19 protein-coding genes, 1 pseudogene and 2 riboswitches are annotated in these 21,064 nt (G+C 42.4%); of the genes and pseudogenes, 11 read left to right on the top strand and 9 right to left on the bottom strand.

All coding sequences use genetic code 11. The features are described 5' to 3' along the window. Positions 1-16: 16 nt before the first annotated feature. From SB658_RS08065 to SB658_RS08055, 3 genes are all read right to left on the bottom strand, one after another. Positions 17-1,852, bottom strand: coding sequence for a DNA ligase D (locus SB658_RS08065; protein WP_010886495.1), 1,836 nt, complete (start codon positions 1,850-1,852; stop codon positions 17-19). Positions 1,853-1,855: 3 nt separating this feature from the next. Continuing rightward, a complete protein-coding gene (ku, locus tag SB658_RS08060; RefSeq protein WP_003245346.1) occupies positions 1,856-2,740 on the bottom strand; it encodes a non-homologous end joining protein Ku in 885 nt (294 codons plus the stop codon). Positions 2,741-2,827: 87 nt separating this feature from the next. Beyond that, complete coding sequence (locus SB658_RS08055) at positions 2,828-5,230, bottom strand: EAL domain-containing protein (RefSeq protein ID WP_029726983.1); 2,403 nt, start codon at positions 5,228-5,230, stop codon at positions 2,828-2,830. Positions 5,231-5,410: 180 nt separating this feature from the next. Here SB658_RS08055 and SB658_RS08050 point away from each other — a divergent pair, with 180 nt between their 5' ends. From SB658_RS08050 to rsgI, 4 genes are all read left to right on the top strand, one after another. Further along, complete coding sequence (locus SB658_RS08050) at positions 5,411-6,076, top strand: DedA family protein (RefSeq protein ID WP_029726984.1); 666 nt, start codon at positions 5,411-5,413, stop codon at positions 6,074-6,076. Positions 6,077-6,123: 47 nt separating this feature from the next. Next, positions 6,124-6,227, top strand: a riboswitch (yybP-ykoY riboswitch). A gap of 105 nt (positions 6,228-6,332) precedes the next feature. Continuing rightward, a complete protein-coding gene (locus SB658_RS08045; protein WP_003245669.1) occupies positions 6,333-7,127 on the top strand; it encodes a TerC family protein in 795 nt (264 codons plus the stop codon). 263 nt (positions 7,128-7,390) lie between these two features. After that, positions 7,391-8,146 (top strand): RNA polymerase sigma factor SigI, encoded by a 756-nt coding sequence (gene sigI / locus SB658_RS08040; protein ID WP_003245855.1) that lies wholly within the window; start codon positions 7,391-7,393, stop codon positions 8,144-8,146. After that, positions 8,143-9,288, top strand: a complete 1,146-nt coding sequence (gene rsgI / locus SB658_RS08035; protein ID WP_029726985.1) for an anti-sigma-I factor RsgI — start codon at positions 8,143-8,145, stop codon at positions 9,286-9,288. Before sigI ends, rsgI begins: the two co-directional genes overlap by 4 nt. 10 nt (positions 9,289-9,298) lie before the next feature. Here rsgI and sspD read toward each other — a convergent pair whose 3' ends face one another. Both sspD and htpK read right to left on the bottom strand, forming a co-directional pair. Then, positions 9,299-9,493 carry an acid-soluble spore protein SspD gene (gene sspD / locus SB658_RS08030; RefSeq protein WP_003218568.1) on the bottom strand — a complete coding sequence of 65 codons (195 nt, stop codon included), beginning with the start codon at positions 9,491-9,493 and terminating at the stop codon, positions 9,299-9,301. Positions 9,494-9,623: 130 nt separating this feature from the next. After that, positions 9,624-10,325, bottom strand: coding sequence for a transcriptional regulator HtpK (gene htpK / locus SB658_RS08025; protein ID WP_003245220.1), 702 nt, complete (start codon positions 10,323-10,325; stop codon positions 9,624-9,626). Positions 10,326-10,495: 170 nt separating this feature from the next. Between htpK and htpX the strand changes: the two genes are divergently transcribed. The 4 genes from htpX (at position 10,496) to SB658_RS08005 (ending at position 13,400) form a co-directional block, all read left to right on the top strand. Next, positions 10,496-11,392, top strand: coding sequence for a protease HtpX (gene htpX, locus SB658_RS08020; protein WP_029726986.1), 897 nt, complete (start codon positions 10,496-10,498; stop codon positions 11,390-11,392). Between the two features lie 173 nt (positions 11,393-11,565). After that, complete coding sequence (gene ktrD, locus SB658_RS08015) at positions 11,566-12,915, top strand: Ktr system potassium transporter KtrD (protein WP_003244672.1); 1,350 nt, start codon at positions 11,566-11,568, stop codon at positions 12,913-12,915. Between the two features lie 144 nt (positions 12,916-13,059). Continuing rightward, positions 13,060-13,215 (top strand): hypothetical protein, encoded by a 156-nt coding sequence (locus SB658_RS08010; RefSeq protein ID WP_003232510.1) that lies wholly within the window; start codon positions 13,060-13,062, stop codon positions 13,213-13,215. 2 nt (positions 13,216-13,217) lie between these two features. Beyond that, entirely contained in the window at positions 13,218-13,400 is a 183-nt protein-coding gene (locus tag SB658_RS08005) for a hypothetical protein (protein ID WP_015715779.1), read from the top strand. A gap of 41 nt (positions 13,401-13,441) precedes the next feature. Here SB658_RS08005 and SB658_RS08000 read toward each other — a convergent pair whose 3' ends face one another. Beyond that, positions 13,442-14,464, bottom strand: a complete 1,023-nt coding sequence (locus SB658_RS08000) for an acyltransferase family protein (protein ID WP_003245573.1) — start codon at positions 14,462-14,464, stop codon at positions 13,442-13,444. A gap of 252 nt (positions 14,465-14,716) precedes the next feature. Here SB658_RS08000 and kinE point away from each other — a divergent pair, with 252 nt between their 5' ends. From kinE to SB658_RS07985, 3 genes and pseudogenes are all read left to right on the top strand, one after another. Then, positions 14,717-16,933: a sporulation two-component system sensor histidine kinase KinE gene (kinE, locus tag SB658_RS07995; RefSeq protein ID WP_041850901.1), complete on the top strand. Its 2,217-nt coding sequence runs from the start codon at positions 14,717-14,719 to the stop codon at positions 16,931-16,933. After that, positions 16,930-17,419, top strand: a pseudogene (gene ogt / locus SB658_RS07990) (methylated-DNA--protein-cysteine methyltransferase). Before kinE ends, ogt begins: the two are co-directional and overlap by 4 nt. A gap of 90 nt (positions 17,420-17,509) precedes the next feature. Continuing rightward, positions 17,510-17,635 (top strand): hypothetical protein, encoded by a 126-nt coding sequence (locus SB658_RS07985; protein WP_003232500.1) that lies wholly within the window; start codon positions 17,510-17,512, stop codon positions 17,633-17,635. A gap of 33 nt (positions 17,636-17,668) precedes the next feature. Here the strand turns inward: SB658_RS07985 and mtnA are convergent, their stop codons facing one another. The 3 genes from mtnA to SB658_RS07970 all read right to left on the bottom strand — a co-directional run bounded on the left by mtnA (position 17,669) and on the right by SB658_RS07970 (position 21,043). After that, positions 17,669-18,730: an S-methyl-5-thioribose-1-phosphate isomerase gene (mtnA, locus tag SB658_RS07980; RefSeq protein ID WP_021479417.1), complete on the bottom strand. Its 1,062-nt coding sequence runs from the start codon at positions 18,728-18,730 to the stop codon at positions 17,669-17,671. 7 nt (positions 18,731-18,737) lie between these two features. After that, positions 18,738-19,931 carry an S-methyl-5-thioribose kinase gene (gene mtnK, locus SB658_RS07975; RefSeq protein ID WP_144500798.1) on the bottom strand — a complete coding sequence of 398 codons (1,194 nt, stop codon included), beginning with the start codon at positions 19,929-19,931 and terminating at the stop codon, positions 18,738-18,740. A 92-nt stretch (positions 19,932-20,023) separates the two neighbouring features. Further along, positions 20,024-20,180, bottom strand: a riboswitch (SAM riboswitch). Positions 20,181-20,263: 83 nt separating this feature from the next. Then, positions 20,264-21,043, bottom strand: coding sequence for a carbon-nitrogen family hydrolase (locus SB658_RS07970; protein WP_144500797.1), 780 nt, complete (start codon positions 21,041-21,043; stop codon positions 20,264-20,266). Positions 21,044-21,064: the final 21 nt, after the last annotated feature.

The raw sequence follows: 21,064 nt of genomic DNA, 5'->3' as shown, positions 1-21,064 counted from the left end.
GAGCTGACTTCATTAGTCAGCTCTTTTTCTTCAACTGATGCAATATAGCGCTAAGCGGTTCGTCTTGCGGGTTGCGGTAAAAATCAAAAAATGGGCAGCCCTGCTTCTTAATTCGATCGATGACCGTATCAATTGTAAACAGAGCGGGTGTTAAAGATGATTGCACCTCATGCCAGTAGAGCGGGGCTGCAACAGTCCCAAGCTCATTTCCTCTCGTTGAATAGGGACAGATAATCGTTTTTCCTTCTGCATGCTGCAAATAATCAAGATACAATTTGCAGTGTCTGTTTTTAATCAAGCGTTCAGTGGTAAAGAGCTCGGGAAATGCATTGGTGCAGTACTCTGCGATCAGCTGCGTAAATTGGCGTGTTTCTTCATACGTAAATGCCTCGGGAGACAAGGGAATATAAAGCTGGATGCCTTTGTTGCCGGACAGCTTCGGGTACGATGTGATGCCAAAGGAATCCAACAGCCGCTTCAGTTCATTTGCGGCCTGCACGGCCATAAGAAAGTCATCTCGCGAAGGCGGGTCTAAATCAATGACAATCTCAGCCGGACGCCTGCTTTTAATGGTTTGAAAAGGAACGTGAAACTCCAAAGCAAGCTGGTTGCAAAGCCATAGCAATGTAGACATATCCTCACAGACAATATGTTCATGGCTTCCATCATAGAAAGACTGAACAAAATCCGGCGCATAGTCCGGCTTGTTTTTTTGGAAAAATGATTCGCTCCTAGATCCATGCGGATAGCGGATGACGGTGACAGCCCGGTTTTTCAGAAATGGGAGCAGGTAGTCACTGACTTCAATCATATACTGAATAAAATCTTCTTTTGTTTTTTTATTCTTTTCAAATATGATTTTATCCAGGCTTGTGAACTGGAGCTTTGGGTGAACCGGTTTGGAGTGTCGTATGACTTGCGCATACGTGCATTCGGTCCAGTCCATTTGGAATTCGAAACCGATAAACGATACCTCTCTTAATGTGCCTTGGAGAATTGTTAAGTATTGAACAGCTGCACAAATCGAAGGTTCAAGCGTAAATTCGCCTGAGGGTGTTTGATGTCCGTGCTGTTCCATAATCTCGCGTATAGCGCTTTTTTCCTCATCACGCATTCCGTGCGAGACAGAGGCAATCGGTGTCATTATTCCGTTTTTTAACACCGATACCGTCAGAAACCCGTTGTTAGGGTTGAACCCTGTTATGCAAACATAAGCTTGTTTAAAGTTTTTATATTTGAGCCAATCGGACGACCGCTTCTTTTCAAGCCATTTGCTGTTTGTTTTCTTCGCTACAATTCCTTCTCCGTCATATTTTATTACCATCTCCCAGAGTTGATCAAAATGATCATAACAGGGAATGGATTGAATGGTTTCTTTTGCGTAAGGATCTGGAGATGCAGGAAGCTTTGCTGCGGATATGAGTTCACGCAGCGATTTTTTGCGGTCCAAATACGAAAGAAGCGTTACATCTTCTCCGCTTCGCTCTAACAAATCAAAGGCGAGAAAGCAGCACGGCCGCGCGTTTGCCGATTCCTGAATCTTGTCTGGCCTTTTCAAACGCCCCCGCACTTGAAGGTGTTCAAAATCTGCACGACAGGGATTCACCAAACATACGATTTCACCGTCAAGTGTCAGCGGAAGCTCTTTTTCTAGGTGCTGAAAGGCAGTTTTGGCGAATTGTGTGATTTCAGGGAAGGTGCTGCTGAGCTCCACACCATTTCTGCTGGTTAAGGTCACACCTGAAGAATGGATGCGGAGAATACAGCGGTACCCATCATATTTTACTTCGTAACGCCATTCTGCTCCGATTGGCGGTGACGAAGTTAAGACCGGCTGCATGGTAAACGCCATGCGCTATGATGTGCCGGAGGCTTTTTTTCTAGTTGTTTTTTGTTTTTTATCTCCGGCTCCTTTCGGTTCAGCGGCTTGTGCAGGTGCGGCAGCCGGTGTCTCCCGGTTCGGCCTTCTGGTTCTGTCGATGCTGGCTTGCAGAGCGCTTACCAGGTCAATGACATCTTCACGAGGTGGCGCTTTATCAGGAGTGACAGCCGTTTCTTTATTTTCTAGCTTGTCGTTGACTCTTTGCAGCAGCGCCTGTCGGTACGTGTCTTCATATTTCTCAGGCTCAAACTTAGCAGTCAGTTCATCTATTAATGTGATAGCAGTTTGCAGTTCCTTATCGTTTACATTCGATTGATCAGGTACACCTGGGACTTGAGCGGCGCTTCTGACCTCATCGGGATAATGGATAGACTCCATGACGATACAATTTTCATAAACGCGGAGAATCGCCAGCTGCTGCTTTGACCTGATTGTCATATTGGCGATACCGATCTTTCCGGTTGAGCGCAGCGCCTCACGCAGCAGGGTATAGGCCTTCGTCCCATTATCCCCGGGGCCGACAAAGTAGGAGCGGTTAAAATAAATCGGATCAATTTCCTGAAGCTGAACAAAGTCAACAATCTCAACTGCTTTCTCCTCATGCTCCTGTTTTAAGCTTTTTAAATCTTCGTCTGTCAGCACTACATATTTTCCTTTTACATATTCATATCCCTTCACAATTTCATCAGGACTAAGAGTTTTTTCGCAATTTGTGCAAACTTTCTCGTATTTGATTGGTGCGTGATCCTCTTTATGGAGGCTGCGCAGTTTAATATCTTTATCTTCTGTGGCCGCATATAGCTTGATGGGGATGTTTACTAATCCGAAGCTGATCGATCCCTTCCACATTGTATGCATATCGATAAACCCCTTTTTTTCTTTAGTGTGAAGAGAAGGAGTACGATTCATGTGTAGTAACTTATGGGTGAAAAAAAGCCGGCGCTGTTATTGCGACGGCTGTTCAATAATGAATTGTTCGAATTGTTCCGGAGGTATTGGCCTGCTGAAAAAGAAGCCCTGCAAATGGTCGCAGCCTTTTTCAAAAAGAAGCTGCTTTTGAGCTGCATTTTCCACACCTTCGGCAATCACCTGCAAAGACAGCTGATGTCCCATGGCAATAATAGCTCCGGTAATTTGCTCTGATTTAGGATGGGTCTGAATATCGTCAATAAATGATTTGTCAATCTTCAGCCTGTGAATCGGGAAGTCCTTCAAATAGCTAAGAGAGCTGTGACCAGTACCGAAATCGTCAATACTGATTCTGATTCCTAATTCTGTTAGGGATGACAAAACCTTTTTGGAGTGATCGAGATTGTCCATTGTCATGCTTTCCGTCACCTCCACTTCAAGAAGCTGCGGAGGAAGCTGGTACTTATTAAGCGTATCCTTGATGAGGGGAATCAGATCTTTAGATTGAAACTGTCTGGCGGAAATATTAATGGCGACAGAAAGATCATAGCCTTTGTCATGCCAAATCCTTGCCTGCTTGCATGCTTCATCTATAATCCACTTTCCGATATCAATAATAAGTCCCGTTTCTTCTGCAACACCGATGAATTCTCCGGGCGGACGCAGTTGCCCGTCTGGTGTCACAAGGCGTATCAGTGCTTCTGCTCCTGTCATTTTTTGTTTTTTCACACTGAATTGCGGCTGATAATGCAAGACAAATCTATCGTTTTCGATTGCTTCTCTGAGTACCATCTCTTGGTTAAGCTTAACGGTTTCTTTGTTGCCGATTGAAAAAGAATAGTATCTGTATTTGCTTTTGTTTCGTTCTTTAGCCGCATACATCGCCATATCAGCCTTTTTCATCAATTCAAGGCCATCCGTCCCGTCTTTTGGAGATATCGCAATCCCGATACTGACAGATGTGACAAGGGTGTGATCTTGAATTTTGAAAGGTTTTTTGAATTTTTGGATAATTTTTCTTGCTAAAACATCTGCTTCGCCTGTTCCTGTATTGGCGTCTGTTAATATAATAATAAATTCATCACCGCCAAGACGGGCGATAAATCCGTTATCAGGGACTACAGATGACAGGCGTTTAGCTGCAAACTGAAGCAATTGATCACCGACATTATGCCCTAATGCATCGTTAATCACTTTAAACCGGTTTAAGTCAAGAAAGAATACAACAGTGTTATAATGCAAGGAATGCTCGCGATTCAGCACCTTTGTTAGATGAGAGATGGCATGCCTTCTGTTAGGTAAGTCTGTAAGCGAATCATAATGAGCCATTCTATGGATTTCTTTTTCTGCTTTGTACTGCTTCGTCATGTCTTTACAAATGACATAAATGCTGTCTAGTTCCTGATTGACCTCAACAGGTATAAGCGTAATATTTAAGTGAAACTGGCCTTTTTCAGTGATAAGATCGCTATCGCTGTTCATCGCTTGTTTATCTTTTTTAACTTGCTCAAAAAGGCGCTTAATCTTCTGTGATGTGTAATTCCTCCAGTCATGCATGCTGAAGCCAAATTTGCTGATCATTTCCTCACCAGCGTGATTGGAAGATATTATGTCTCCTTCTAATGATAAAATAAAGATTGCATCAATATTGTGGACGATTAAAGACTGAAATCGCTGTTCGTTATCCTTTATGCGTTCGCTCTGTTTAATAAACTTTCGATCTGCATGGGAACTGAATAACAATAACGTTTGGATACAAAAAATAATTAAAGTAACAAAAATTGACCAATGAAACGTTTGCACCTCCATATGGCTTCCGGGCGGAGCCATGTCCTTATGGAAAGTTGCCGCAAGCATCCCTGTGTAGTGCATGCCCGAAATCCCAATACCCATTACAATTGAACTGACGACTTTATAGAATATAAGATGCTCAGAATGTTTTTTCACGGCCAAGTCAAAGAATATTTTTAACGAGACGAAAGAGGCTGCAATCGCAATGATAATTGAAACTGTAAATAAAATCGGTTCGTAAACAATCATTACCCGGGAAATGGCAGACATTCCGATATAGTGCATAGAAGCAATAGATGCGCCAAGCACAACTGATCCGGTAAGCAGTCTGTAATATGTAAGAATGTATCGGCTGACAAAATATAATGACACAAATGATCCCGAAACAGATGCGCCAATGGCTGCCATTAATGGCATGAATTCATATTCCATCGGCATTTCCATATGGACGGCCATCATCCCTACAAAATGCATTGACCAAATACCGAATCCCATAATAAGTGAGCCGCCGATCAGCCAAATTTTACTTTTTAATCCTGTATTGATGGTGACTTTCCTTGATAGTTCAAGGGAAATATACGAGGCGGTACAGGCAATTAGAATAGATAAACATATGAGCGTCGTATTATATGTAACGTGTATTTCCAAATGGAGATTCCCCCCGTATCGTGTGTTCCAGTCTTGTTGACTCTCTTTATTATCGGCTGCTTAACCGCAGAGTTTCAGCCTTCAAAACGATAGAAATACGAGGGAGATCTATTTTTAGTTCAACTGACCGTGAAAAATGTGTTAAAATCATCTTGACGTTTTCCGAAAAAACAAAAATGTATAATACATAAACATGAAACAAGGGAGTTGGTGGCTATCGAAGAGCTGGTTATGTCATGGATAGAAGCATTTAAAAGCTTATCTTATTTTGGAATATTTCTAGCGCTCAGTATTGAGTTTATCCCGGCCGAAGTCGTCTTGCCGCTTGCGGGCTATTGGGTATCTAAAGGCGATATGACACTTGCCGGCGTTGTTTTGGCAGGATCGCTTGGAGGAGTGGCCGGTCCGCTTACGCTGTATTGGATAGGCCGGTACGGAGGAAGGCCGTTTCTTGAACGTTTTGGGAAGTATCTCTTTATTAAACCTGAAGCGCTTGATAAGTCAGATAAATTTTTCAAAAAACATGGTGGCTTTGTCGCGTTCAGCGGCCGTTTCTTGCCTGGCATCAGGACATTGATTTCCATACCGTGCGGAATTGCAAAAATGAATGTTTGGGTGTTTTCGCTTTATACATTCATTGCTATGCTTCCGATTACATTTGTATATGTTTATCTCGGTGTGAAGCTCGGTGAAAATTGGAAGGAAGTCGGCTCTATTCTTGATCAATATATGCTTCCGATCGGGATAGCCATTTTGGCGCTTTTCCTGCTCTACTTACTGATGAAAAAGAGGAAGAAACGCACGCACTCCGAACAATTATCTGTATTTTTGAAAAATAAACGTTGACAAATCATTGCGCTGCGCATATCATTGACGTATAAAATCATATTTCTTGAAATCCCAAAGGGGAGTAGCGTCCGGAATGTATTCCGGAAACAAAGTCGTCATTTCATGGATTGTATCCATCGGCTTTGTTGGCATGCCTGAATTCATGTCTAGCAAGACCTTTGCCTTATGTCGGCAAAGGTCTTTTTTGCATGGTCCGGCCGGCATAAGATCGGATGAAGAGAAAGAAAACAACTTTTTTGGGAGGGTATCATTTATGGATGCAGCATTATTATTAGAGTATGGTTGGGTTCTTCTCGTCTTGATCGGGCTGGAAGGGATTTTAGCCGCCGATAACGCGCTGGTTATGGCGGTAATGGTAAAACATTTGCCGGAGGAAAAAAGAAAAAAAGCGTTATTTTATGGATTGGCAGGGGCTTTTGTTCTGCGATTTGGCTCTTTATTCGCCATTTCATTTTTGGTCAACGTATGGCAGGTTCAAGCGATTGGCGCGATCTATTTGCTGTATATCTCAGCAAGCCACTTATTGAAAAGATATGTATTTAAGAAAGAAGACACACATAAAGAGACGAAGCAAAGCGGTTTTTGGCCGACTGTTTTAAAAGTTGAACTGGCAGATATCGCGTTTGCTGTTGATTCCATCTTAGCAGCAGTAGCGCTGGCGGTTACACTTCCTGGGACATCACTCCCGAAGATCGGCGGACTTGACGGAGGACAATTTCTCGTCATTTTGGCCGGCGGTATCATCGGACTGGTGATCATGCGGTTTGCGGCTTCCATGTTTGTGAAGTTATTAAAGGAACGTCCAAGCCTAGAAACAGCAGCCTTTGTGATTGTCGGCTGGGTCGGAGTGAAGCTTGCTTTATATACGCTTGCCCATCGCGACATAGCGGTTGTTTCTGAGCACTTTATCCATTCTGGAACATGGAAGCTGATATTCTGGGGTGTCTTAGCAGCAATCGCGGTTTGCGGCTGGTTTATGTCAGGTGGGAAAAAACAGCCGGAGGGCGCACAAAACGAACAAAAAAACAGCACCCGTGAACGGGCGTAATCTGAAAGACTCTGCTTAAAAGCAGAGTCTTTTTGTGTTTGAAGCGTTTTCATAAGCGAAATAAAATAACATTTTTATAACATCTTTGTTACAAAAAACACGCATAAAACCCCCTTAATTCTTTAGAAAGGCACGAAATCATGTATAGGACGACAGAATGGTTTGTCATAATTGAGACATTGGAAATCAATATTTCTTTTTCTCCTTTGCGAATCCCTATCAAATTAGCTATCATTAATGAGTAGTTATAGGGAGGAACTGAGGTGAAACCAGTGCTTAGCCTTTTGTTTAAATTGGGAAAAAAGAAGCAAACACTTGAAAAAGCTGTTGAGAGTATACAAAAAGGCAATAAAGATCTGCAAAATGAATTAATACAGCAATATAAGCCATTTATCGCAAAGACGGTTTCATCCGTTTGTAAACGATATATAGATGAAAAAGACGATGAGTTCAGTATTGGACTGATCGCGTTTAATGAAGCTATAGAAAAATATTCACCTGAAAAAGGAAATTCTCTGCTCGCATTTGCTGAGCTTATTATAAAAAGAAAAGTCATTGATTACATTAGAAAAGAAGCCAGAAGCGCACAAAATATAAATATCGATTTACAGGAAGGAGACGATCAGGAGTCATCACAAAGCCTGATTGAAGCCGAGCTTTCCATAGATGAATACCGCCGTCAGATTGAACAGGAGCAGAGGCGGGAGGAAATCCTCTATTTTCAAAAGCAGCTCAAGGATTATGGTTTATCGTTTAAAGAACTGCTTGAAAATTCTCCAAAGCACACGGATGCAAGGCAAAACGCCATAAAGGTGGCAATGACGCTTGTTGAACATGAAGAATTGGCCGCTATCCTGTATACAAAGAAGCAGCTTCCGGTCAAACAGCTTGAACAGCTTGTCTCTGTAAGCCGAAAAACGATTGAGAGAAACAGAAAATATATTATTGCGATGTGTATTATCATTACGGGTGATTATATTTATTTAAAAGATTATCTTAAAGGGGTGCTGCACTCATGAGAAGAGGGATTATAGTAGAGAAAAATAAAAAATTCGTCACGTTGCTGACCCCTGACGGACAATTTTTAAAAGCCAAAAATGATCGACACAGCTATGAAATCGGTGAAGAAATCATGCTTCCGAGTGAAACACGCATGGGCAGAAGGGCCAGCTTTTTTGATTTTTTTAAACTGCGCCCTTTCAAAATGGGGATTTTTACGATGACTGCTATTATGCTTTTTATTTTTATAGTTCTCCCCGTTTTTTCTAATAATAAGGCCTATGCGTATATGACAATCGATATCAATCCAAGCGTCGAAATGGCGTTAAACAGCGATTATGAAGTGATTGAACTGACACCTCTAAACGATGAGGGACAGAAAGTCGTGAATGATATAGATGATTGGGAGAAGACTGATTTTAAAAAGGTGATTGACGATATTATAACCGACTGCAGTGAACACGGGTATGTAAAGAAATCGAAAGAAATATTGATTTCCACTGTTTATGAAAACACAGAAGACAATACATATAAAAAGGCTGTGAAAAAACAGCTGAATGATGTGACTGAAAAATATAAAACGACATACCGCATGGAATCTCTCGAGTCAGATATGCAAACGAGGGAAAAAGCGAAGAAAGAAGGCGTCTCAACAGGCAGCTACATCAAATCAAATGAAAAGAATGACAATAAAGATTTAAAAGATGACTCCAGCAAACCATCCGGGGAAGAGGATCAAAAGAGTGATGAAAATGAGGATGAAAACACCGATCAAACTGACACCCAGGACAGCAAGCAAGGAGATAATGAACAGCTGAATGATGCGGATTCCGGAGACCAGAAAGAAGAGAAAGCGGATGACCAGATTGATGATAGTGACAAAGATAAAAAAATAAAGGAATCAGATGAAAACACAAATACCGAAAAAGATGGGGACCATGAGCAAACCCCAATACAAGATCCTCAAGATAAAGGAAATGAAAATAACGGCGCTGACAAGGGCCAAAGCCAATATCACAGGGACTGGAACAATGGTGAACAAGGCAAGAACCGTTCTTCGTCCAGAAGGGATAACGCTTCAGACCGACGTAATCCAAACGGCTACAGCAGTGATAATAATTCAGCTAAAAATGAAGATTCGCCGAGTGCCCCCGGCGAATAAAGACCTGAATTTATTTAGTTGTGCCATTTAATTGTGATTGTGCTTGCTGTACCAGCCGCTTTGTCATTTCTCCGCCTACAGAGCCGTTAGCGCGTGCGACTGTATCAGAACCAAGGTTCACACCGAATTCTTGAGCCACTTCGAGTTTAAATTGGTCTAGTGCCTGCTCCACCCCTGGAACAACGAGTTTATTTCTGCTCGCCATCTTTTTCATCTCCTTTTTCGATAAAGAAATTCTTAACGCGTATTTAGTTTGAAATATACGGGGTTTATTTATGCTGGCAATTGTTGTGGAGAAAAATAAAACCCCGGCCTCTGAGCCGGGGTGGCGCAGACTATAGAATGTCTGCTGTCATTTTATGTGCGGTTGCCTGAATATGGAATGTCAAAATGGAGAGGACTGTAATGGCGATAATCTGTCTGATTTTAAGCCATTGGCTGTCATTCAGTTCTTCAAAACGGTGACGGAGACGCTCTGTCTCCTGTTCGGCGATCTCCTGCAGATTTGATTCTTTCATAGAAGGAGTATCTTGGTGATGGATGGCATCAAGCACATATGCGCAGCTTTCATAATAAGCAATCGGGCTGATGACATCATCAGATCTGTCTGAGATTGTGTTAAAGGCCACTTTTAAAATAGCCCGTATGTGTTCAAAGTCATAAATGGATTTTAAATCACGTACAATTAAAAGAATAACTGCCTGTTCAATTGAGTATTTTTTGCCTAGCTCAGGGTGTCCGATCAGATCTTTGATATCACGCTTTACCCAGTTTTGAATCGCGGTTGACTTTAACGAAGTCAGCTCGCATAAGTTGCCAAGCTCTACGATTTCATTTGTAGACAGTCCGTATTCTTTTTTCTGTTTTTTTCGTTCATATCTTGTAAGAAATTCAGGAATTTCTAGATGATTGGCTGCTTTTTCTGCTGACATGTTCGCTGATTGGACGAGAATGTCGAGCGGGCTATGTTCTCCTTGTCCTTTTAGGGAATAGAGCAGCCGCACCATATCGGTTCGAGAGAGTTTAAAAATGTTCATTGTTCACCTCTTTAAACAATTTGACGCGGATATAGGTCTATGTATAAGTTCAAAATTCAAGCGTCAGCAAATTACATTAACATCATACGTCGAATTCCTTGCATTTTCAAATGGATGTTTTATAATTTAAATATACAGGTTCTTTTGAACTTAAAATAACGGAGGTTGTTATGGCGAAAAGAATTTTTCTGTTTATTCTAACGAATATTTTGGTGCTTACAACAATCGGGATCGTTTTGTCTGTTTTAAGCTCTGTTACAGGAGTCGGGACGTACTTTACAGCTGATGGCGGTATCGATCCAATGGCGCTTCTTGTGTTCAGTTTAGTCGTTGGATTTGTCGGTTCCTTTACGTCTCTTGCGATGTCCAGATGGATGGCAAAGACGATGATGGGTGTCAGAGTGCTGAATCCGAAAAAACACTCGCTCAGCTATGAGGAACAGCAATTGGTTGATCGTGTTCACAGATTAAGCCGCTCTGCCGGTTTAACGAAAATGCCGGAAGTCGGGATTTACCGTTCACCTGAAGTAAACGCGTTTGCGACTGGACCGTCAAAACGCCGTTCACTTGTCGCAGTATCGTCAGGGCTGCTGGAGCAGATGGATGACGCAGCAGTTGAAGGTGTGCTTGCCCACGAGGTCGCGCATATTACAAATGGTGATATGGTAACAATGACGCTTTTACAAGGCATCGTTAATACCTTTGTCTTCTTTTTATCGCGTATCGCCGCTTGGATAGCAAGCCGTTTTGTCAAAGAAGATCTAGCGCCGATCGTTCATTTTATTGCAATAATTATTTTTCAGATTGTCTTTTCGATACTTGGCAGCCTGGTTGTGTTTGCGTATTCACGCCATCGTGAATTCCATGCTGACAGGGGAGGAGCGGATCTTGCCGGCAAGGACAAGATGATTCATGCGCTGCGGACGCTTAAAAGCTATTCTTCCCGGATTATGGAAGACGATCAGACAGCTGTCCAAACGTTAAAGATTAATGGCAAGAAGCGCTCTTCGCTTTTCTCTACTCACCCTGATTTAGATGAGCGAATCAGGCGGCTGGAAGCTAAATAATACAAACACATTGTTCCTCTGAGAGAATTCTCAGAGGTTTTTTATTTTATCCATTGACTAAAATCATAAAAAAATAAGCAAGTTAAGAAAATGTTTCGTAAAAGCCTTTAAAAATGGACCTAATATCTTTAGAATAATTACCGTACTTAAAAAGAGAGGCAGAAGGATTTTACATGAGATTAAAGTTTGGAAAATTGATACAGGCCTTGTCACCGGCCCAGTTGATCGCATTATATTATTTTCTTGCTGTTACTGTGGCCGTTATATTGCTGAGTTTGCCGGCGGCCCATAAACCGGGGGCGGATTGGACGTTTATTGATGCGCTTTTTACAGCTGTCAGTTCAGTCAGTGTAACGGGGCTGACGGTTGTTGATACAGCTGATACATTCAGCACAATAGGGATTTTTATATTAGCATTTGTTCTGCAATTTGGCGGAATCGGAATTATGACGCTCGGAACGTTCATTTGGCTGATCATGGGAAAACGAATCGGGCTGAAAGAACGGAAGCTGATTATGGTTGATCAAAACCAATCCCAGTTTTCAGGAATTGTCAATCTGATGAAGCAGGTACTGTTTCTGATCTTGTGGATTGAATTTTTTGGCGGGCTGATACTCGGCACATATTTCTTAACCTACTATGACTCCTATCAGGAAGCTTATTTACACGGATTTTTTGCCAGTATCAGTGCAACGACAAACGGCGGATTTGATATTACCGGTAATTCGATGATTCCATTTCGCCACGATTACTTTGTGCAGTTTATTACAATGCTTTTAATTATATTTGGAGCGATTGGATTTCCCGTGCTTGTTGAAGTAAAGGATTTCCTGTTTTCAAAGCATCGGCGTTATCCATTTACGCTTTTTACAAAGATCACGACGATTACGTTCGGCTCACTTGTCTTGTTTGGAGCCATTGGCATCTTTGCCCTGGAAGCAAACCATGCGTTCGCAGGAAAATCATGGCATGATATTTTGTTTTTGTCCTTGTTTCAATCAACGGCAACCCGAAGCGGGGGACTGGCAACAATCGATATCAGCCAATTATCAGATTCCACACTCTTTTTTATTTGTGCGCTGATGTTTATCGGAGCGTCGCCAAGCTCAGTTGGGGGAGGCATACGGACAACGACTTTTGCTTTGAACCTTCTTGCGCTGTTTCATTTTGCCCGCGGCAATAAGGCCGTAAAGGTATTCAAACGGGAGCTTCACCCTGCTGACTTGATGAAGTCGCTTGTTGTCACGATGATGGCGATCCTGCTCGTTTTTGGCGCGACACTCATTCTGACCATTACAGAAAAGCATTCCCTGCTGGAGCTTTTGTTTGAAGTGTGCTCGGCATTCGGTACAACCGGCCTGTCGCTTGGAATTACAGCAGATTTGAGCAGTGTTGGAAAATGCGTCATTATGATTGTCATGTTTATCGGGCGAATCGGCATTCTAACCTTCCTGTATCTAATCGGAAGAAAGGAAATTGAAGCGAACTATCACTATCCGAAAGAAAGAGTGATTATCGGATAGGCAAAACACCGCATACTTTGCGGTGTTTTTTGATTGCCAAAAAAAAGATGTGTGCCTCCTGTTCAGTTGGAGAACCTAACTTCGACAGGTGCAATTTACGCTCCTGCATCTTAAAATGTCTGAAAACTGGCGAGGAGGATTCGTATGAAGCGTAAAGCTGAAGTGAATGAAGCCATTAAAAATAACAATACACCTACCGAGAGCATGGACCCCAATTCATATAAGACACAATATCATGACGACCCCAATTTTAGAGGGGCAAACCGCAATTCCAAACAGGGCCAGCAGGGAGGCATGTAGTTGTGAAGAAAAACCGTCATAGCAGAGACATGCAAAATCATAAAAAGCCTATGAATAAAAAGGTGCTGGAGGAAGAGTTCTCAAGTGAACTTGGGGATTACAATGCCGGGAAGATCATCGAAACGCTGGAAGTCACCAAGCCTGAAAAGAAAAAAGAAAAAAACAAAAATAAAAAACAAAAATAAAAAAGACCTCTTAGGCGGCGTCCGCTTAAGAGGTGCTTTTTCTATTTTAAATAAGCATTTTTGCCCGTTCCTCTGACAAATTGCAATAAGCTGGTCATCCTCAGCTCAATGAAGGGCTGAGCGACTGTCTTAACAAAGTTGCTGGAGAGGACTGATGTCAGGGCTGCTGTTAAAAGCAAGAGGATCACTAAGCTTTGATAGTCAGTAAGCCAATCCTCAAGCCCGACCTGCCGTAATGTTTTAATAATAAACCCGTGAAGCAGATACACGTAAAATGTCCGGGTTCCCCATTTAGTAAAGAAATACCTTTTTTGCGGAACAAGCGCTAAAAAGCTGAAGGTTGCCCCAAAGGCGAGTACATACCAGCCGATTCGGGATAGTCCGCTTACCAGGGTAACGTCTCCAAATGAAGAATACGGTTTTGAACCAAACAGAAAAGAATAGTCAAAATCGATGCCCCAGCAGATGACGAATACTGCGGCAAGCACTCCGAGCGCAATTTGTTTGCCGCGTTTTGATCTCAATAAATCAAAATGATGTTTATTTAAATAAAAACCGACAAGGAACATCGGTAAGAATACGAATGTCCGTGACAAGCTCAGCGTGCTGCTGACAAAGTCCAGATAACCGATCAGCACGGCGATTCCGCAGCTGACAAACAGCGCCCACTGTTTTGAAAGCTTTGAAAAAGGATATAGGAGCAGGTTCCAAAAGAATAAGCTTACAAGAAACCATAACGACCATTGCGGATCAATCGGGTTCACATTTGCCATGCTTTCATCTTGCATAATGTAATAAAAGACGGAATAAATGATTTGGAAAATCAAATACGGAATAATCAGCTTGACCGCCAGCTTTTTTACATATCCCGCCCGTTTAAAGCCTTTCGCGAAATAACCGGATACAAGAATAAATGCAGGCATATGGAATGTGTAAATGAACTTGTAGAGGTAGAGCATAAAATGATTATCATTAATAAAGGAACGAAGGATATGACCGAATACAACAAGGAATATTAATAAAAATTTTGCGTTATCGAAATAACTGTCCCGCGATTTACTCATAGCATCACCTTCTCTTTCATCAATCACTAAGAGATTATTCCCTGCTGGTACATATTTTAAAATAAAAGATGAAAAAGGAATCTAAAAAAATGCTGATTGTTAGGTCGATGTAAAGTGACGGTAAGGATCGTAGAAAATGTCTTCGTAATGTAATGGCGCTGAAATTTTCTGAAATTTATAGGGCAAATGAAGGAAGTTCCCGCATTTTGTAGAAATATTGAGGGATAGGTTTTGAAGAAGGAGTGTACATGCATGGAAACTCTTGGTGTCCAGACAAACTCGGAGCTGCGAGAGGAACTGAATCGCCTCAAAGAAGAAAACGCGCGACTGAAAAAGGAATTGAATCAGCATCAAGTGATTGTCAACAATACGCTCGATGCTATTTTTATTTGTGATAACGAAATGCGGATTGTTCAGGCAAATGAAGCAACAGAAAGGATGCTTCAAGTTGACTCGGAAGATTTGAAAAAGCGTTCTGTTTTGGATTTTTTGTTTTCCATTCCAAAGGATGAACTGAATCTTTCCGTAAAGAAGTTTTTTAAAAAAGGCTTTCTGTGGAAGGAGGTTCCGATCAGGCTTGATTGCGGGGCAACAAAATACATAGAGTTTCTGGCCAAAAGAGGTATTGGTGAGGATTTCTTTTTTGTTGTCATGAGGGACATATCTTCTAAGAAGATTCTGGAGCGGGAATTCTCTATGAATGAACAGCTTTTTAAGGACTTGTTTGACAGAGCAGTTGACGGAATCGTCCTGTTTGATAAAGATGGCGGTTTTATTGATGCCAATTTGTCCTTTTGTAAAAGCTTTGAAATCAATCATAATGAGCTGTCTCATTTATCTTTGTATGAGTTCATAGACAGCGGCTCACGAAAAGATTTCGACAATACCTGGAAGGCGCTCAACCGCAAGGGAAAAGCGAAGGGGGAGCTGCCTGTCAAGCTTCGTTCAGGAGTTCAAAAACTATTTGAATTCACGATTACATCAAACATCATCAGCGGTTTTTATATGTCCATTATGAGGGATATCACAGAGAAGCGGTCTATGGAGCTGCAGCTCTTTAAAAGTGAGGAGCGCTTCAGAGAAATCTTTGAAAATGCAATGGACGCCATCATCATCTGGTCGAATGACGGAAGAATCGTAAAAGCGAATCAATCAGCCTGTAAAATTTTTGAGCTGCCGATGAATTTGCTGTTGAAAAGAAAGCTGTGTGATTTTCTCGTAGACTCGCAGCAGAAATACAGCATAACGAAAAGGAAATACGCAAAATACGGAGAGATTAGAGAAGAGCTGCTGTTTCAAATGGGGAACGGGCAATTCAAAGAGCTTGAATTTACTTCAAAACGGACAATCCTTGAAAATCAGCATTTGACGATCTTAAGAAATGTAAGCGACAGAAAGCGGATGGAAAAGGAGCTTCGGGAAAGCGAGCTGAAATTCAGAAAAGTGTTCAACGGCTCAATGGACGGCAATGTATTGTTCGACAATCAATACAGGATCATCGACGCAAACCCGTTAGCAAGCCATATTTTGGGCCTGTCACATGAAGAGATAAAACAGCACAGCCTGTTAGACATTATTTCTGCTTATGAAATAGAAAATCTGGCATCACCGGCAAGGCAGATTAATTTTGATGAAATGGACAACGAAATTCCATTTTTGCTGAGCAGCGGTGATAACAGAAAACTCGAATTCTCATTTAAACGGAATATTATTCAAAATATGAACTTGGCTATCTTTAAAGACGTAACAGAGCGAAAAGAATTGGAGGAACGCCTGCGCAAATCAGATACCCTTCATGTTGTCGGCGAACTTGCAGCCGGCATTGCTCATGAAATCAGAAATCCGATGACTGCTCTTAAAGGCTTCATTCAGCTTCTGAAAGGGAGTGTCGAGGGAGACTACGCCCTTTACTTCAACGTGATCACCTCAGAACTAAAGCGCATCGAATCCATCATCACCGAATTCTTGATTTTAGCCAAGCCCCAGGCCATTATGTATGAGGAAAAACATGTTACCCAAATTATGAGGGACACGATAGACCTACTAAATGCGCAAGCCAATCTCAGCAATGTACAAATGCAACTTGATTTAATTGACGACATTCCCCCGATTTACTGTGAACCGAATCAGCTGAAACAGGTTTTTATCAATATATTAAAAAACGCCATCGAAGTGATGCCTGACGGCGGAAATATTTTTGTAACGATAAAGGCATTGGATCAAGATCATGTTCTTATCTCCTTAAAAGACGAGGGAATCGGAATGACAGAAGATAAATTAAAGCGACTTGGTGAACCGTTTTATACGACAAAGGAACGGGGAACTGGACTTGGGCTTATGGTAAGCTATAAAATTATTGAAGAACATCAAGGCGAAATTATGGTAGAAAGTGAAGAAGGGAAGGGCACCGTTTTCCATATTACGCTTCCTGTCAGACAGAATGCTGAAGAAAGAAGGAATGATGAATGAACTACTATACGACAGCCGAAACGCCGCTCGGTGAACTTATCATTGCCGAAGAGGATCACTCGTCTATTTCTCAGTCAGGAAGATTGGGTGGATTGGAAAGAAACGGTTCAGAATACTGAGCACATGGAAACACCTAATCTTGCAGAAGCGAAACAACAGCTTCAAGAATATTTCGCAGGCGAAAGGAAGACATTCACCCTGCCGCTCAGCCAAAAGGGCACTCCTTTTCAGCAAAAAGTGTGGCAAGCGCTGGAGAGGATTCCATATGGTGAATCCCGAAGCTATGCGGATATTGCCGCTGCGGTCGGCAGTCCGAAAGCGGTGCGCGCTGTCGGGCAGGCTAATAAACGTAATGACCTGCCGATTTTTGTCCCGTGCCACAGAGTGATCGGCAAAAACAGTGCGTTAACAGGATACGCCGGAAGCAAAACGGAGATCAAAGCATTTTTGCTAAACATCGAGCGAATCTCCTATAAAGAAAAATAAAACATATGGCACGTTCCCTTTTTTTCACGGCCGACATATCATTTTATTAAGTTAAAAAAGTTGGTCTGATGAAAAAGGAGGACAAAGCAATTGAAGCCGAGCCGCTCTGAGAAACTTGCCGTTTTTGCCGAACTGTTTGTGAAACTGCATATCTTATCAAGCGCTCAAAAAGATGAAATCATCAATGTTAACAAAAAGAAACAAAAAAACCGCTGACTCGGCTCCAAATGAGCAAAGTCCAGCGGTTTTTTAATGCACCTTTTCTCCTCTAAACAGCTGTTCAATCTCTTCTTCATAGTTTCCGGTCATAATCCCTTTTTCTGTGATGATTCCTGAAATGAGATCATGAGGTGTAATGTCGAAAGCGGGATTAAAGACAGGCACATTGGATGGAGCGGTCCGAACTCCGGAAATCTGCCTGACTTCCTCGGGATCTCGTTCCTCTATCGGGATATCAGCGCCGCATTTGACCTTTGTATCAAAGGTAGATAAAGGTGCGGCGACAAAAAACGGAATGTCAAAGGCGTTTGCTAAAATAGCAAGACCGTATGTGCCGATTTTATTTGCCGTATCACCGTTCTTTGCAATTCGGTCGGCTCCGACGATAACAGCGGAAATTTGTTTTTCCTTCATCGTATGGGCGGCCATGCTGTCTGTGATCAGAGTGACATCAATGCCCCCCTGCATCAGCTCCCAAGCAGTAAGGCGTGAACCTTGCAGGACAGGCCTTGTTTCACAGGCATAAATGTGTAATCCCAAATCTTTTTGTTTGGCCAAGTAAAACGGAGCTAGCGCCGTTCCATAGCGGCTTGTCGCGATTGAGCCGGCATTGCAGATCGTCATGATCCTGTCGCCTTTTTTGAAAAGCTGCAGGGCGTTTTGGCCGATCAACCGGCAAGTTTCCTCATCCTCGACCTGAATCTGAATGGCTTCATGGACAAGGTTTGTTTTTGCTTCATTTACGGAAATCGCGTTTTCGACCGAATGACTCAGTCTCTCAAGCGCCCATGACAAATTAATGGCGGTAGGCCGTGAGCTGTTTAAATATTGTTTGATGTCTTCCAGTCTGCGGCGGAATTCCGTGACATTATCTGTTTCAATGTTTTTGGCAGCAAGCGCCAGTCCGAAGGCAGCCGTAATGCCGATCGCCGGAGCGCCCCTTACTTTGAGCGTGACAATCGCATCAAATACATCCTCTTTCGTCGTCAGCTCCAAATATTCCGTCTCATCAGGAAGCTTTTGCTGATTTAAAATGGTAATAGCTGTTTCTTTCCATTCAACAGAACGTGGAACAGCAAATGAATGGGTCATGAATAGATCATTCCTTTACAAGTAACTTAAATAATTCAATAACATCTGTTATCGTTTTGAATTCCGAACGTTTTTCGATAAAGGCTGTGCCGGTTTCGAGCGCCAAGCGTTTTCTGCCGATTCGTTTATCAAACGGCACGATCGTATCCAGGTCAGCTACATGGGCAAGGCCGATCGTGCGTCGTATCAGCTCACAGCCCGCAAATCCGATTGCTTCTTCAAAAATATGGCTGAGCGTATCAGTGAGGTAACCGTCGATGTTGGCGTAAACATCCAGACTGTCCTTCCGCCAGGCTTCACTAAACGTCTCTTCAAACGTTTCCCAGACCTGGTTGACATGTTCATATAACGGCTCTCTGTCAGCCCCGTCACGGCTGAGTGCGTTCAAAAATAAGTTGGCGATAAATTGCCCTACATCAAAGCCGATCGGTCCGTAAAAAGCAAACTCAGGATCAATCACCTTTGTTTCGTGCTCACTTGCGAAAATGCTTCCTGTATGCAAATCACCATGAATCAACGTTTCTGCAGACGTTAAAAATGACTTTTTCAGCTTAGCGGCTTCGATTTTAACGCTGTCATTATTCCAAAGCTTTTCGACAAAAGGACGAAGCTCTTCTTCAAAATCATTTGTGTTATGGTCGAAGAAAGGATCTGTAAAAACAAGTCTTTCCGTAATGTCGCATAGCTCTGGATTTGTAAACTGTTTAACAAGCTGTTTTTTCACCTTAGGTTCAAGCGCGTAATCTGATGAGTAGAAAAGTGTTTTTCCTAAAAATTCACCGATGTGCTGCGACAGATGAGGATAGTTTTCACCCTCAATGAGTCCTTTTCTTGCGATCTTGAGGTGAGAGAGATCCTCCATGACGGTAACCGCCATTTCCGTATCAGAATAAAACACTCTTGGAACCAGGTGAGGCACATGCTCGCCCTGACGGATGAGAGCGCTGCTTTCGATTCTTGCACGGTCGATTGTCAGCGGCCAGCTTTCTCCCACCACTTTTGCATACGGAACCGCCTGTTTAATGATCAATGCTCTGTCATGTTCTTGATCATAAATATGAAAAACGTAATTTAAGTTGCCGTCTCCGATCTCCTGGCATGTCAGCGTGCTTTTGCTTGGAAATAGGCCAAGCTTCACCGCCAACGCCACAGCGGAGCTTTCATTTAACGTTTCGTATAAAGGTGTTTTTGTGACTCCCATCATCATAACCTCCAATTATGTAATTAATTAATATGTGGCCGTAAAAAAGCCTCCTTCTCAGAGAGAAGGAGGCTTAACATCTATGTCCGCCTCTCTTATCTCTCAGATCAGATCTGAATGGAATTAGCACCGTGCCTTAAGAGACCAGCGTCTCGGCGCGAAAAAAATGCGCCCCATTTCACAATGGAATTACGGTCGGTTGCTGTTGGGGTCAAAAGGCCAAATCCCTCGCCCAACTCTCGATAAGAGAATATATTCACTTGTTTGACAATTCTAATTTATCAGTTGATGAACATGGTAACAGGTAATTTAGTTAGTTGTCAATATATTTTTTAATATAAATCTTTTCTGATATCATCGAAAACAGGAATGCTCTCCCGAACTTCTGTGCTTTCTTGAAGGTCGATTTCCGCTCGGACTATGCCTTCTTCCCGGCCGCCTTCAGCAAGTACACGCCCCCATGGATCAATAATCAGGCTATGTCCTGCAAATTCATTATCCGGATTTGAACCGGTACAATTGCAGGCTGCGACAAAGCATTGGTTTTCAATGGCCCGCGCAATAAGCAGGCTTTTCCAATGATCAAGGCGGGGAAGAGGCCATTCCGCAGAAATAAACAGCACGTTGGCGCCTTTTGTCGTATGTTTTCTGATCCATTCCGGAAAACGGATATCGTAACAGATCAATCCAGAGCTTTTGACGCCGTCAAGCTCAAAGTATCCGTCTTCGGAACCGGCTGATAAATACAGATGCTCATCCATCAGCTGAAAAAGATGGGCTTTTCTGTACTCTTTAATGATTTGCCCTTCCTTATCCGCGATGTACATTGTATTATAAACATCAGAATTCTTCCTGACAGCGACCGACCCGGCGACAATATGAACACCATGTTTTTTTGCCGTTTTCTTCAGCCAGCTCTGAGCGGAGCGGCCGTCTTCGTCAGCGAGTTCATCAAGATTGGCCAGATCATATCCGGTCGTCCATAATTCAGGCAGAACAAGAACATCAGCATGTTTGCTTTCTTTTCCGATGAAAAATTCAGCCTTTTTTATATTTTCCGAAGGTTTGCCGTATGAAATATCAAATTGAAGACAAGATATCGTCCATTTCATCTTTTTAACACCCCAAATTTT

This window comes from Bacillus sp. SIMBA_008, from assembly GCF_046535495.1.
GTDB classification, from domain to species: Bacteria; Bacillota; Bacilli; order Bacillales; family Bacillaceae; genus Bacillus; species Bacillus subtilis.
Note: the sequence above shows the minus strand (reverse complement) of the source record. Positions and strands in the feature narration are given on the sequence as shown.

Bases quoted from the DNA above. Each gene is read 5' to 3' on its own strand.
- SB658_RS08065 (WP_010886495.1), bottom strand. From the start codon at position 1,852: ATGGCGTTTACCATGCAGCCGGTCTTAACTTCGTCACCGCCAATCGGA.
- ku (WP_003245346.1), bottom strand. From the start codon at position 2,740: ATGCATACAATGTGGAAGGGATCGATCAGCTTCGGATTAGTAAACATC.
- SB658_RS08045 (WP_003245669.1), top strand. From the start codon at position 6,333: ATGGATGCAGCATTATTATTAGAGTATGGTTGGGTTCTTCTCGTCTTG.
- rsgI (WP_029726985.1), top strand. From the start codon at position 8,143: ATGAGAAGAGGGATTATAGTAGAGAAAAATAAAAAATTCGTCACGTTG.
- sspD (WP_003218568.1), bottom strand. From the start codon at position 9,493: ATGGCGAGCAGAAATAAACTCGTTGTTCCAGGGGTGGAGCAGGCACTA.
- htpK (WP_003245220.1), bottom strand. From the start codon at position 10,325: ATGAACATTTTTAAACTCTCTCGAACCGATATGGTGCGGCTGCTCTAT.
- htpX (WP_029726986.1), top strand. From the start codon at position 10,496: ATGGCGAAAAGAATTTTTCTGTTTATTCTAACGAATATTTTGGTGCTT.
- ktrD (WP_003244672.1), top strand. From the start codon at position 11,566: ATGAGATTAAAGTTTGGAAAATTGATACAGGCCTTGTCACCGGCCCAG.
- SB658_RS08010 (WP_003232510.1), top strand. From the start codon at position 13,060: ATGAAGCGTAAAGCTGAAGTGAATGAAGCCATTAAAAATAACAATACA.
- SB658_RS08000 (WP_003245573.1), bottom strand. From the start codon at position 14,464: ATGAGTAAATCGCGGGACAGTTATTTCGATAACGCAAAATTTTTATTA.
- kinE (WP_041850901.1), top strand. From the start codon at position 14,717: ATGGAAACTCTTGGTGTCCAGACAAACTCGGAGCTGCGAGAGGAACTG.
- mtnA (WP_021479417.1), bottom strand. From the start codon at position 18,730: ATGACCCATTCATTTGCTGTTCCACGTTCTGTTGAATGGAAAGAAACA.
- mtnK (WP_144500798.1), bottom strand. From the start codon at position 19,931: ATGGGAGTCACAAAAACACCTTTATACGAAACGTTAAATGAAAGCTCC.
- SB658_RS07970 (WP_144500797.1), bottom strand. From the start codon at position 21,043: ATGAAATGGACGATATCTTGTCTTCAATTTGATATTTCATACGGCAAA.